We start from the raw sequence: 13,602 nt of genomic DNA on the forward strand, positions 1-13,602 counted from the left end.
TTATTTTTTGCCTTTAGAGGCTTTTTTAAGATCAGAACCACCCGGAAGTTGCATTTTGTCTGTAAGAACAGAGATTTCGTTGATGTCAAAATTACCTGTTAGCGACAGCAAAACTGTTTCGTCGTTTTTGGCACCGTCAATAAACATTAGTAATTCTTTTACCTGAGAGTCTGTCGCTCCGGATTTTACAGATATTCTAACATTTCTGCCCCCATCGTTTACACGCATTAATTCTTCCAGACCCGCTGTTTTTACATATTTGTCAGCAGAGGCTTTCATATCAGCTTCGATCTTCGGGTTTTTGGTTGTAAACACTTTTAGAAAATCTAATTTTTTAATTAAGTTAATGTATTGTTGCGTCTCTTTGTCTGAGGCGTCAACTTTTACTTTACTCATTAGGTCGAACATTTTTTTGTTTACAATTACTGAGGTCACGTCATCCTGACCATCAAATTTGTCAAATGCTCCCTGTGCATAAAAAGCGTGGCTAAATAATGCGAAAACTAGTGTTATGATGAAATTTTTCATTTTTTTGATTGATTTAAATTATTGTTTAAAAATTTTATTTTTTGATTGCTCGTATTCTTTAATGTATTGTACGCTTTCGATACCTACATTAACATTGTTTGATAATAAGGCGAGAGCTTTTTGCGTTGCCGCAAGAGCTTCTTCCGGATTGTCGTAGGTTCCTAATTCTGATTGCGCTACAACCGGAGTTGCATTTTTTTCGCTCACATAAAAATAGGTTCCCACTCCTAGTAAAACCACAACAGAAGCTGCAATTGATAACCACGCCACATTTCGTTTTTGAGTTTTTAGTGGAATCTCCTGCGTCGACTTTTGTTCTTTTACCTCAGAGAAATAACCAAAAATAGGTTTGTATTGTTCTAAATGCTGCGCAACATTTGGTGAAGAAAAATAGTCTTTTAATTCTTTTTCTTCGGCAATACTGGTTTCTCCCTCAAAGTATTTTTCTAGTATATCTTCTATTTTATTGAATTCCATAACGGTGTGTATTAAGCATTGATTCTCTTATTTTTTTTCTCGCTCTAGAAAGGGCTACCCGAATAGCCGTTTCATTCATATTGACAATTTTTGCAATTTCATCAAATTCATATTGTTCAACATCGCGCAACTGAATTAACATTTGTAGTTGTTCAGGCAACTGACTTATTATTTTTTCAACCCATTCCAGACTATTAATATCTTCCAGTTTTTTATCCAATTGAGGTTCCCGATCAGTATAATTTGTATGAACAATTTTAAGATTCCCGGCTCTTTTAGATTTTAACTGATCCAGACAATAATTTTTGGTCATCGTCATTGCCAGTGCTTCGACGCTACTGTAAGATTCTAAACTCTCTTTTTTATTCCATAACTTTACTATAACTTCCTGAGTGGCATCTTCTGCCTCTTCGGTACTGGTTAACAATCTTTTTGCCAGACGAAAAACTTTGTCTTTAAAAGGATTTATTAATTCTATAAACACATTCTGATTCATAAAATCTATTTGGTTATTCGTTAGCTTATATAGTCCAGACGAGACACTATTATTTTTGTTACACGAGTTCTTAAAAATTTTATAAAAAAAAACACTTTAAAAATAACATTGTTAAAACTAAAGATACTATTTTTACGTTAGTACTACATAGATACCAACTATATGAAAACAATATTAAAGAGTGTACTGTTATTATTTTTATTAGCATTTTCTTTGCAATCATGTGAGGATCAGGACGATGTGTCTGCTCCGGGTGACTTGCAGGTAAATAATTTTATCTGGAAAGGATTAAATCAATATTATTTATGGCAGGCAGATGTACCTAATTTAGCCGATGATCGTTTTAACAATGAAGATGCATTAAATTCTTTTTTAAGAGGATATTCTAAACCCGAAGATTTATTTCAGGATTTATTAAATAAACCAATCAGCAAATTTCCTAAAGGTCAGGCAATAGATCGTTTTAGCTGGATCGTTGATGATTATACTGTTCTGGAACAGGAACTTCAGGGAACTTCAAAAAACGATGGGGTCGACTACAGATTGAGTTACAAACCCGGAAGTACTACAGATCTTGTGGGTTATGTACGTTATATTCTTCCTAATTCTGATGCTTCAAAAAAAGATATCAAACGAGGGGACCTTTTTACAGCAGTAAACGGAACCCAGCTTACAGTTTCTAACTATCAGTCACTTTTGGCTGCTGACAGTTATACCCTGAATATGGCTACTTATAACGGTACTACTTTTGAATCTAACGGAAAAACGGTTGCATTGGTTAAAACTACCTTAGACGAAAATCCGGTTTTTATTAATAAAGTAATTACTTCGGGAAGTTCTAAAATTGGTTATTTGATGTATAATGGCTTTTATGCTAATTATGATGCACAACTTAATGCTGCTTTTGCCGAGTTAAAAGCCCAAGGGATTACAGATCTTGTGCTGGATTTGAGATACAATGGCGGAGGTTCTATACAAACGGCAACACGTTTGGCAAGTATGATTACCGGACAGTTTACCGATAAAATTTTTGCTAAAGAAAAGTGGAATGCAAAAATTAATGCCGCTTTTCAGGTTGATAATCCGGAGTATTTAAATAACAGGTTTGTTGATAAAATAGACGGAGCAGCAATCAATAGTCTTAATTTGACTAAGATTTATATTATCACCACCAGCGGGACAGCATCTGCAAGTGAGTTGGTGATAAATGGTTTAGCACCTTATATCTCAGTAATTCAGATAGGGGAGACGACAGTGGGTAAAAATGTAGGTTCGGTTACATTATATGATTCTCCAACTTTTGGAAAATTGAATAGAAATCCAAATCATAAATATGCAATGCAGCCTTTGGTTCTAAAAATTGTCAATGCATCAGATTTTGGCGAATATACAGATGGTCTAAAACCCACTTATGAGCAATTGGAGCGCATTAGTACGTTAGGTGTTTTGGGAGATCCGGCAGAGCCATTGCTTAGTCTTGCAATCTCGAAAATTACGGGAGTGACAACCACCAAAAAAGCCGAAGAAAAAGGAGTCGCTTTAAAAGGTTTTACAGATGTTAAAGCAATGAATGGTATCAGGAATCAAATGTATATCGAAAAAGCACCCGAAGGGCTTTTAAGAGCATTAAAATAAAAACAATAAAAAAGGCTTTCATTTTCTGAAAGCCTTTTTTATTGTTAGAATATTCCAAAAACATATTCTAAAAAAACAAATGGTTATTAGTTATTAAAGTAAAAACCGTTTGGTGCAATACCAACCGTTAATTCTTTTTGTAATGTTCCGCTTAAGTTATAAACATAAGCCTTACTGTCTGCTTTATAATCGCCACTATCAGCAATATAAATATGATTACCATTTACTGCAAATCCATATAGATATCCAACAGTCGCTGTTAAAATTGCACTTGTTGAAGCTGCTGTTGCATTAGTATTTATTGCATAAACTGAATTACCTACAGTATAATAAATTTTATCACCTTCAATGTCCATATAAGCAGCTCCGTCTAAAGCTTCAGGGAATGTAATTTTAGAAATAGATTTGTCTGATAATTTTACTTTAATAATTTCACTTCTTTCTCCTGAATTACCTCTCAAAACAAATAAAGTCCCATTTTCTTCTTCGATAGAATCTGCACTATATCCAAGTTCTATAGGAGCCTCTAATGTTTTTGTAGCAATATTTACTACCAGTAATTTAGTGCTGCTGTAAGGTTCAGTAATATACAGTTTACCATCTTTTTCAACTAATCTGTTAGCAGTGCCGTTTAAGTTAATTTTAGATTCGAATGTATTAGTAGACAAATTGATAATGGCAACATAATCATCTGTATCTCCGGCAGGATTTGTTGCAGTAGAATAGGTATTCGCATTTGTTACATAAGCTTTACCATCTTTTACAACACCATATCTTGGGTTGCTAAGTCCTGTATCAATTTTTGCAATCAATTTAAAAGTGTATCTGTTTACAACATTAATTACGTTTGATCCCCCGGCAATGATATACGCTCGGTCTCCATCAAAAAAAATGTTTTGTGCGTATTTTCCAAGTAAGTCAGATCCGTTAGCAGCCGTGTAGGCATCTTTAGTAAAAGAGCTGAAATCGTCACTTGAAAAAGAAACGGTACCTTGCCCTAAACTTCCTTCATTTAGAATAAAAAAACCATTGTCATAAACTCCTTTTGGCGCATCTTCGCTGTCATTAGAACACGAAACGAATAACGAAACGCTAAGTGCTATTAAGAATAATTTACTGAACTTCATTATATTAAAATTTTAAGGTTAAATACATATTAAAATTGCGACCCGGCATAGGTCTGTCTTCTAAACTTTCATATTCTTTATTAAAAAGATTCAATACCTGAAAGCCAAGTTTGAAAGAGTCCAGAAATTTAAAGTCATAATCAATCCCGATATTCGCAATGTTATAATCATTTATAATTTCTGATGGATTATTATCTGCTCTTGTGTAGACAAAGCCATTAAATAGAAACTGATAATAAGCAGAAATGCTGTTTCTGGAATAAGAAACTGATCCCGTTACTTTATTGTAAGGAACAAAAAATAATTGTTTTTTAGTCGCATTATCTTTAGAAGCGGTGTAGGCATAGGTTGCGTTTGCTGCAAAGTGATTTTTGCCAAACTGCTTTTTCCAGCTTAATAAAGTTTCAGCTCCATAGCTGTTTACATTATCTGTATTTCTTGGTGACCAAATTCCATTATTACCGGGAATCCATTGCAATAAATCTTTTATTTTCATGTAATAAAAGGTTTGTGTCAAAGAGATATTTTTGAAAGTAAAAACATTTCCAATCTCAGCCTGATAGGAACTTTCAGGTTTTAAATCTGGATTTCCTCCTGTTTCCCAATACAAATCATTAAATGTTGGTATTCTGAAATTACGGGATAAATTTAATTTCAACTTGTATAATTTGCCAAACTGATAAGAAGATCCCAGCGAAAATAAAACAGGTGATTCATAATTATCTGTAAATTCTTTTCGCACACCAAACTCATTTTTCCAATTCTCAGAGACATCTTGTTTTACCAGTAATGCAGCTGAGCTAATCTCCCTGATATGATCTCCAAAGCCACTTCCGTATCCTTTAGTTCTGTTGTAGTCTAAGATACCGTTTACTTGTATTGATTTAAAAAGCTCATACCCTAAATCGACCTTAGTTATTAAGCTTTCAGTCTTTCCATACGTGTATATGTTAGTTGAATTATCAGCATAATATTGATAATTCTCGAATATGTAAGCCGTTTTAAAACTGGTTTTTAATTTGCCAAAATCACCATCATATTCTAATAAGTTCCGATTGAAACCATTTACATATCGGGTTTTAGTTTCTGATTCTGATAGTAAAGAAGTATTTCGATCTGTGTTTGAAGTTTGAGTATATAATTTTAAACTATTTTTTGAGTCAAATTTATATCCAACGTTTGCACTCATTGTAATGATATCATATTGACCGTTTTGGTTCCAGCGTTGTTCGCCTTTCCAGGTATATTTATTCAGGTATTTATAATCATTTGTTGAGCTGTTTTTAGAAAAACCAATTTGAGCACTCCATTTTTCATTCGAAATATTTGTTTTATAATTGATTCCGATAGTATTGAAACTGCCATAATCTAATTTTAAATAGTTTTCGAATCTCTTGTAAAAAAACAAATCATTATTCAAATGTACAGTTCCGCCAACAGCACCACTGCCATAAATTACACTACCTCCGCCGGCTTTTATACTAACAGAGTTGTAATCAGAACCTGAAATCGTATTAAAATCAGTACTTCCGTTCATTTGAGAATTAATGTTAATTCCGTTCCAGATTACGGCAGTTTGCGATGCAGTTGTTCCTCGAAAGGCAACTGTAGACAACATTCCGCGTCCGTATTCTTTAAAATAAATGGTCGAATTGAAATTTAGTAAATCGGTTAGTAAAGCTTCATTTTTATTGATCACAGAATCATTAAGCTTTAAAACCGATTGCGAATTAGAATATTTCTTAAGGTTCGCATCAGAAACGATAACTTCTTTCAATTTATTAATAGAGTCGTTCTGCCCCAAAATAATCTGGCACAACAGCAATAAGCAAAAAGTAAAAAGTTTTTTTAAAGTCATAATTTCTACACTCTTTTTCCCGAGAGCTCGATATTTGTTACAAAGGCAGGTCTCCTGGCTTGCGTCCTGTTGTTTACCTTCCCATTCGCCGGAGCGAGCAGTGGTTTGTAGTTAACAACAAGCATTCTTTTAAGAACAAAGCTTACAGTTGCGGGTACAGCTCAAGATTTTCTAATAATAACTTGATTCCCTTTTAATGTGTTTGAAATAAACACAACCTTAATTTTGTGCAAAGATAAAGTTAAAATTGCCATATTTTCAAATTTGATTGATTTTTAAAAGCAAATTCTAAACAAAAAGCCGATTATAGTACTATTTTTATTACTTGTCCAAAATCTACTTTGTTGTTAAACGCATCTTTTAAGGGCAATGAACTATGATGACATAAAATGCTTCGAATCGTTCCTGCGTGTGCTACGATAATAAGGGGTGTGATTGTTTCTCTCTTAATCTCTTCTAAAAAATGACCGACTCTGGCGTGTAATTCAACAAAAGATTCGCCGTTTGAAACCTTTATATTTACAAAATCTTCCATCCACGGATTAAGTTGTTCCGGCAAAATGGCATTCCAGTTTTTCATTTCCCAGTCACCAAAATTCATTTCGATCAAACGCTCGTCTTTCTTAAACGAAACGGTTTTAATATGATCTCTGATATATTGAGCGAGAATTAGGCAACGTTTTAATGGACTAGAAAAAATAAACGCTTCCTGTGGTAATTGCGAAACAATATCCTCAAAAATATTTTCGAAAGGTTTAGCCAGATCAACATCTGATTGCCCGTAGCAAATTCCTTTTTCGCAGACCGTTTGAGTATGGCGAACTAGATAAATTTCCATATAAAAAGTATACTTAGATAATAAACAACTTCGCAAACTTGTTGTGTTGCACCCAGACAATCGCCCGTATATCCATCAATCCATTTTTGAAAATAGCGGGCTAGAAAATAACGCATGATAAAAACCGGAAGTACAGCCAAAACAAATTTATATTGAAAACAAGAGAAAAAGAATAACGGAAGCAATCCAAAGAAAAAAGAACCTGAAATTTCTTTCCAGGTATGGTTTTTTGCAATGGGTTTACTTTTGCTCGAAGCATCGTCCCTTGAATATTCATGTGTAAAAATAATCGAGATAGCAGCCAGACGACTCAAAGCGTGAGCTGAAATAAATAAAAGATAAATGGAAATAAGTGCCTTGGAATTGTCAACTTTGAAGAGTAAAACCGATTCTGATAACAATTTAAACTTCAATAAAAATAATAATACCAGACCAATTGCTCCATAAGCCCCAATCGCGCTGTCTTTCATGATCAGGAGGATTTTTTCTTTGGTCCAGCCTCCTCCAAAACCATCACAAACATCTGCAAAACCATCTTCGTGAAAAGCTCCCGTTGTAAGCACAGAAACAATAAGAGCAAAAATAACAGCCGTTTCTATGGATAGAAAAAGAGAAAAAAGATAGAAAGCCAGAAAAGAAATACTACCCACAATCCAACCAATAAAAGGGAAATATCGTGTGGCTTTGTTCAGATAATCAGGATCATGATTTATGTTTTTAGGACAAGGGATTCTGGTGTAAAACATTAAACAGGTAAAAAAAATATGTAGTTCTTTTTTCATATATTGAGGATGTGATTTATTTGGCTAAAGCCATTTTGATTTTCAATATAGTAACCAACATCTAAAGATGTTGTCTATTCAAATTTAGTTTGTGCATAAATCCAAATCTGCTGATAATTTCGTCATATTCATTCTGAAAAGTTTTTTCCTTATGGTGAATTTCTTGATTTTTAATATAATCTCTGACTTTATCTATTAATGATTCTGAAACTGAAAACTGTTACTGTTTACTGCCTGCTAACACCGGCATTTTCAAAACTTGCCATTTCATTCAAAAAAGTTTCTGCCGATTTTAAAATAGGAAAAGCAATTGCGCACCCTGTTCCTTCACCCAGTCGTAAATCCAGATTTAAAATAGGTTTTGCACCTAAATAATCCAGTAATTTTTGATGGGCTTTTTCAGCCGAACAATGACAGAAAACAGCATTTTTTATAATATCAGGATTAATTTTAGTCGCAATCAAAAAGGCAACACTGCAAATAAAACCATCTACAAGAATCAGCATTTTATTGTCGAATGCTGTCAACATTCCGCTGGCGATTTGTATAATTTCAAAACCGCCAAAGTAAGCAAGTTGCTGTTTTAATTCGGCTTGACCGGAATAATTTTCGATGGCTTTTTTAAGGATGTTTTGTTTCTCGAGGAGTTTTTCATTTTCGACCCCGGTGCCTTTTCCCACACATTCTTCGATAGCAAAACCCGTTAAAAAGCTCATTAAAACGGAGGCTGTAGAAGTGTTTCCAATTCCCATTTCGCCAAAACCAATACAATTAGAACCTGTTTTGGCAATAGTGGTAACAATCGATTTACCTTTTTCGAAACACAACTGCAATTCGGTTTCGCTCATTGCCGGAAGATGCAAAAAAGACTGCGTTCCTTTGGCAATTTTGGCATTGATTAAAGCAGTATTAGTTGGAAAATCATAATTTACGCCGGCATCTACAATCGATAACTGAATCTCATTTTGATTGCAAAAAACATTTATGGCAGCACCACCTTCAAGAAAATTGCCTACCATTTGGCGGGTAACATCTTGTGGATAAGCGCTAACGCCATGATTTGCGATTCCGTGATCAGCAGCAAAAACTACAATGTTAGGTTTTGTGATTTTTGGATTTAAAGTTTCAAAAACCGTTGCGATCTGAAAAGCCAATATTTCTAAAGTCCCTAAAGCACCAATAGGCTTCGTTTTCGAATCTATTTTTTCCTGCAAAAGTGTACTAAAATCATTTTTAGGCGGAGTCTCTTTTTGAGTTTTTAAAAGTAAATCATCCACATAACTTTTTGTTATAGATTTTATTTCGGTACAATCCGGAGTTTCAGATTTTTGTTTCCAATGCAGTTGTTGCAACATGGGCTGATTGTCGTAGTTTGTTGCGGGTTTCCCAATGCAAAAATAACCCAGGGGTTCAATGTTTTCGGGTAAATCGAGGATCTTTTTAAACTGATAATAATTCAAAATCGAAACCCAGCCCATGCCATAACCTTGTTCTGTAAGCGAGAGCCAAATATTTTGGGCTGCACAAACCGAGCTAAATTTTACAGCCTCATTACTACCCACGGTTCCTATCGTAAATTGGTTGAGAACAGATCTGTCATAGGCAATAATAAGTCCGATTGGTGCTTCTTCAATTGCTTCTAACTTTATTGATTTGTAATGTTCCTTTTGTTCCGGATTATCGGTAAGTTCCTCTGCTTTTTTATTATAATCCAGAAATAGATTTTTTACAGCCGTTTTTACCTCAGTAGATTTAATAATAAAATATCTCGTAGCATCTGTCAGTCCTACAGATGGAGCCCAATGTCCGGCTTGTAAAGCTTTTTGAATCACTTCGTCAGGAACTTCATCTGTAGTAAAATGTCGGGTATCACGACGCGATTTCAAAATATCATCTAAAGGACTCATCATGTTCGTTTATATTTTAGAATTTTCTCCTTTTATTTTAACCGGAATTCCTGAAACCATCAAAATCACTTCATCTGCATGTAAAGCCAGAAACTGATTCATCCAGCCTTGCAGTTCGGTAAATTTTCTGCCAATAGGAGTTTCTGCATGAACGCCCATTCCAATTTCGTTTGTAACAATAATCAAGGCCGTATTTTCCTGAGTGGCGATCGAAAGAAATTCTTTTTTAGCTTCTTCCAGACTTAAATTGACATCGTACTTATGGTCCGTAAAAAAGTTTGTCAGCCAGAGCGTTACACAATCTACTAAAGCTACTTTTGCCGAGAAATCTATTTTACTTAGGTATTTTTCTTCTTCGATATTGGTCCAGCGTTCGTCACGTTCTTGTTGATGCCTGTCGATTCTGTTCTGGAAATCGGCATCCCATTTTCTGGCTGTTGCCACATATATTGGTGAGCCCGAAAGTTCCAGGGCTAAGTTTTGAGCATAACTGCTTTTTCCTGATCGTTCGCCTCCGGTAATTAAGTAAATCATTATTAATTATTAATTGTAAATTGTTAGTTGTTAATTTTTATGGCGTTCTCCGCGGACGACGACGTGCTATCCGCTTTATCTTTTATTTTTTAAAGGAAAAAATAAAAGGATATCGCTTTTATCCCTAATGCAAAAAGCCGGAGGTATAAAAACAGTTATAAACTTATAACTAATAATTCATAACTCATAACAATTAATAAGGGCAATGGCGGCAATCGTTTCCGCAGCATGATCCTCTTTTTAAATGAAACCAGGCTTTGTAAACGTACTTTTCATTCTCGGTATAATAATCAATGCCTTCGATTAGTGTTTCTTGTTTTGGTAAAAAGATTGCTTTATTGTTAAGGGCTTTTTGAGGTGTAAGTGTTTCAACATAAGCATCGATTTTGTCTTCGCAGGCTTCTTTAAAACAAAGAGGGCAAAGACAATCGCCTCCTTCAGACAGGTTAAAAATAGGAGGGAACTCATTACACCAACATTTGCTTTCGGCCGAAAGATCTCCACAACTAAAAGAAGATTCGCAACTCGAGCAAACTTTTATTTTTAGGGTATTCATGGGGTCAGGTTGGTATTTTTTGGGGTTTGTACGAATAAAGATAGATAAAAAAAATAGAAATTGCGTTACCTTTGTCACTATCGAAATGTAAATTATGAAATCAGAATGATTCAGATTTCAGGAAAAGACAGATAAAAGCGAAACCCTATTCCTTAAAATAATATAACCTGCAAATGAGAAATTTATTATCTAAATTAATTTTTATTGTACCTTTTTTTGTTCTTGTTGGATGTAAAAAGAATGAAACTTCAGAGATTACGAAAGCTGAGATTGCAAAAAACAGTATCGAATACGCATCCGGACTTTCTATTGTAAAACACGAAGGATATTCGATTGTAACGGTTTCAGATCCGTGGCCAAATGCCCATGCTAAGTTTACGTATGTTCTAAAAGAAAAAGAAGCGAAAGTTCCGGACAGTTTACAAAAATATACTACGATAAAAGTTCCTTTAGAATCTGTTGTAGTAACGTCAACCACCAATATTCCGTTTCTTGAAATGTTGGAGGTCGAAGATAAACTGGTAGGTTTTCCGCATACAGATTATATCTCATCCGAAAAAACCAGAGCCTTAATCGACAAAGGTGCTGTTAAGAACGTGGGAGAAAATGAAAAATTAAATATTGAGCAATTAATAGAACTATCACCTAATCTTATTGTCGCTTTTGGAGTAGAGAACAATAACCCCATGTTGGATAATTTGAAAAAAAGCGGACTAAACGTTTTTATTCAGGCAGATTGGATGGAGCAATCACCATTGGGAAAAGCAGAATGGATTAAACTTTACGGGGCATTATTTGGAAAAGAAGATAAAGCCAAAGAATTGTTTGATAAGATTGTGGAAAGTTACAATCAGGCTAAGAAATTAGTGGCTGATAAACCTGCTACAGCCACAGTTTTATACGGTTCTATGTACGAAGATGTTTGGTATGTAGCCAAGGGCAACAGCTGGGTAGCTCAATTTATGAAAGATGCTCACGCTACTTATTTATGGTCAGATCTAAAAGGGACAGGAAGTGAAGGTTTGTCTTTCGAAAAAATATTGGTAAAAGCCAAAACGGCTAATTTCTGGATTGCGGCAGGTTCTTTTAAAACCTTAGAAGAATTTGGAAAGAGTAATCCGCATTATACTCAATTTGATGCTTTTACTGCTAAAAATGTATATACTTTCGAAGGTAAATTTGGTGCAACAGGCGGAACCGTTTATTACGAGTCAGCACCAAGTCGTCCGGATTTAGTGTTAAAAGATTACATTAAAATATTTCATCCTGATTTATTGCCAAGCTACGAATTTACTTTTGCATCCAAATTAAATTAAGGGCATTGATCAATAAAAAGCGAAATATAATCCTGTTTCTTATCCTTGGTCTGGCACTTTTGTTTATGTTTTTTCTGGACATTAGTTTAGGATCCGTTACGATTCCGTTCAAAGAAGTTTTTTCGAGTTTAACGGGTGGTCAGGCGAGTAAATCGACATGGGAATATATTATTATTAATTATCGTTTGCCAAAAGCAATCACGGCTCTTTTAGTGGGCGTTGGATTGTCTGTAAGTGGTTTGTTAATGCAGACTTTGTTTAGAAACCCGCTGGCAGGACCGGATGTTTTAGGATTAAGCTCAGGAGCAATTCTGGCAGTTGCAATTGTAATTTTAGGCGCAGGTTTATTGCCCTCATTTTTAAACTCTATTTTATTATCGCCTTACGGGATCGTATTGGCTTCTACATTAGGAAGTGTTTTGGTTTTAATGTTGGTTTTGTTGGTAGCGCAAAAGCTGCGAAATACAATGGCAATATTAATTGTAGGGCTTATGTTTGCGAGTTTTACGAGTTCTATTGTTGGGGTTTTAACCTATTTTAGTTCCGCAGAACAACTACAGAAATTTACCTTTTGGTCCTTAGGAAGTCTCGGAAACCTAACCTGGACATCGATTGCTGTTTTGGCAGTTTGTATAGGTTTTGGCTTGCTTTTAAGTGCCGGTAGCATAAAACCTTTGAACGCTTTGCTTTTGGGCGAAAATTATGCTAAAAGCATGGGATTGAATTACAAAAGAGCAAGGCTCATCATTATATTTGCCACAAGTATTTTGGCAGGAAGTGTTACCGCTTTTGCTGGCCCAATAGCGTTTATAGGCCTTGCAGTTCCGCACATAGCAAAGCTCACTTTCCAAACCAGTAATCATGCCGTTTTATATTGGAGTACGTTTTTTTATGGAGGTATTATTATGCTGTTCTGTGATATTGCATCTCAATTACCGGGATTAGAGGTTACCTTGCCAATCAATGCAATTACATCTATAATTGGTGCACCAGTAGTAGTTTGGCTGTTAATGCGAAAAAGAAATTTTCAGTAAAAACTTACAAATAATTTGTATCTTGGTTTTTTAACACATAGAAACATAGTTTTTATTTCAATTAAAAAATTAATGATAACTCAAAAATATTTAGACGAACTAACTTATGAAGTTTTAGGAGCTTCGATAGAAGTTCATAAAACAATTGGAAAAGGATTGCTTGAAAATGTTTATCATCAATGTTTAAAAGAAGAACTCTCACAAAGAAAATTAAATTTTTTTACAGAGTTGAAAGTGCCTATAATATATAAAGGTAAAGAATTGGTTACAGATTTCAGATGTGATTTATTTGTAGAAAAGTGTTTAGTAGTAGAATTAAAAACAGTTTCTGAAATAAATTCAATGCATCAGGCCCAACTTTTAACTTATATGAAACTTTTAAAAGAACCAAAAGGAATTATAATTAATTTTAATTGTTTTAATGTTTTTAAAGAAGGTCAAAAAACATTTGTGAATGAATATTTTAAAGCACTTCCAAAATATTAAAGTTTTCAACTATGTTTAATTTACGAGT

14 protein-coding genes and 1 riboswitch are annotated in these 13,602 nt (G+C 34.4%); of the genes, 4 read left to right on the top strand and 10 right to left on the bottom strand.

Annotation, left to right across the window (positions count from 1 at the left end; translation table 11 throughout):
• From B0A64_RS14830 to B0A64_RS14840, 3 genes are read right to left on the bottom strand one after another with little or no spacing between them, the layout of a single operon-like run.
• On the bottom strand, positions 1-528 hold the full coding sequence (locus tag B0A64_RS14830; protein ID WP_089480293.1) for a DUF4252 domain-containing protein: 528 nt from the start codon (positions 526-528) through the stop codon (positions 1-3).
• An 18-nt stretch (positions 529-546) separates the two neighbouring features.
• Entirely contained in the window at positions 547-1,005 is a 459-nt protein-coding gene (locus B0A64_RS14835) for a hypothetical protein (protein ID WP_089480294.1), read from the bottom strand.
• On the bottom strand, positions 992-1,501 hold the full coding sequence (locus B0A64_RS14840) for an RNA polymerase sigma factor (protein WP_089480295.1): 510 nt from the start codon (positions 1,499-1,501) through the stop codon (positions 992-994). The genes B0A64_RS14835 and B0A64_RS14840 overlap by 14 nt, the downstream gene beginning before the upstream one ends.
• A 162-nt stretch (positions 1,502-1,663) precedes the next feature.
• Between B0A64_RS14840 and B0A64_RS14845 the strand changes: the two genes are divergently transcribed.
• Positions 1,664-3,136: a S41 family peptidase gene (locus B0A64_RS14845; RefSeq protein WP_089480296.1), complete on the top strand. Its 1,473-nt coding sequence runs from the start codon at positions 1,664-1,666 to the stop codon at positions 3,134-3,136.
• Between the two features lie 86 nt (positions 3,137-3,222).
• Here the strand turns inward: B0A64_RS14845 and B0A64_RS14850 are convergent, their stop codons facing one another.
• From B0A64_RS14850 to B0A64_RS14880, 7 genes are all read right to left on the bottom strand, one after another.
• Entirely contained in the window at positions 3,223-4,263 is a 1,041-nt protein-coding gene (locus B0A64_RS14850) for a YncE family protein (RefSeq protein WP_089480297.1), read from the bottom strand.
• A gap of 4 nt (positions 4,264-4,267) precedes the next feature.
• On the bottom strand, positions 4,268-6,121 hold the full coding sequence (locus B0A64_RS14855; protein WP_089480362.1) for a TonB-dependent receptor plug domain-containing protein: 1,854 nt from the start codon (positions 6,119-6,121) through the stop codon (positions 4,268-4,270).
• 27 nt (positions 6,122-6,148) lie between these two features.
• Positions 6,149-6,358, bottom strand: a riboswitch (cobalamin riboswitch).
• Between the two features lie 67 nt (positions 6,359-6,425).
• The gene (gene cobC / locus B0A64_RS14860; protein WP_089480298.1) at positions 6,426-6,959 is read right to left on the bottom strand and encodes an alpha-ribazole phosphatase; all 534 of its coding nucleotides are present in this window, start codon (positions 6,957-6,959) and stop codon (positions 6,426-6,428) included.
• Positions 6,944-7,741, bottom strand: coding sequence for an adenosylcobinamide-GDP ribazoletransferase (locus B0A64_RS14865; RefSeq protein WP_089480299.1), 798 nt, complete (start codon positions 7,739-7,741; stop codon positions 6,944-6,946). The genes cobC and B0A64_RS14865 overlap by 16 nt, the downstream gene beginning before the upstream one ends.
• A gap of 227 nt (positions 7,742-7,968) precedes the next feature.
• Positions 7,969-9,648, bottom strand: a complete 1,680-nt coding sequence (gene cobT / locus B0A64_RS14870; RefSeq protein ID WP_089480300.1) for a nicotinate-nucleotide--dimethylbenzimidazole phosphoribosyltransferase — start codon at positions 9,646-9,648, stop codon at positions 7,969-7,971.
• Between the two features lie 9 nt (positions 9,649-9,657).
• On the bottom strand, positions 9,658-10,182 hold the full coding sequence (gene cobU / locus B0A64_RS14875) for a bifunctional adenosylcobinamide kinase/adenosylcobinamide-phosphate guanylyltransferase (RefSeq protein ID WP_089480301.1): 525 nt from the start codon (positions 10,180-10,182) through the stop codon (positions 9,658-9,660).
• A gap of 193 nt (positions 10,183-10,375) precedes the next feature.
• Positions 10,376-10,738 carry a DUF5522 domain-containing protein gene (locus tag B0A64_RS14880; RefSeq protein WP_089480302.1) on the bottom strand — a complete coding sequence of 121 codons (363 nt, stop codon included), beginning with the start codon at positions 10,736-10,738 and terminating at the stop codon, positions 10,376-10,378.
• Between the two features lie 173 nt (positions 10,739-10,911).
• On the opposite strand from B0A64_RS14880, the gene B0A64_RS14885 reads away from it, so the two are divergent.
• The 3 genes from B0A64_RS14885 to B0A64_RS14895 all read left to right on the top strand — a co-directional run bounded on the left by B0A64_RS14885 (position 10,912) and on the right by B0A64_RS14895 (position 13,574).
• Positions 10,912-12,054: an ABC transporter substrate-binding protein gene (locus tag B0A64_RS14885; protein ID WP_089480303.1), complete on the top strand. Its 1,143-nt coding sequence runs from the start codon at positions 10,912-10,914 to the stop codon at positions 12,052-12,054.
• 5 nt (positions 12,055-12,059) lie between these two features.
• A complete protein-coding gene (locus B0A64_RS14890; RefSeq protein ID WP_394338369.1) occupies positions 12,060-13,088 on the top strand; it encodes an iron ABC transporter permease in 1,029 nt (342 codons plus the stop codon).
• A gap of 72 nt (positions 13,089-13,160) precedes the next feature.
• Positions 13,161-13,574, top strand: coding sequence for a GxxExxY protein (locus B0A64_RS14895; RefSeq protein ID WP_089480305.1), 414 nt, complete (start codon positions 13,161-13,163; stop codon positions 13,572-13,574).
• Positions 13,575-13,602 lie beyond the last annotated feature (28 nt).

The sequence above is a fragment of the Flavobacterium araucananum genome, assembly GCF_002222055.1.
Taxonomy (GTDB): Bacteria; Bacteroidota; Bacteroidia; order Flavobacteriales; family Flavobacteriaceae; genus Flavobacterium; species Flavobacterium araucananum.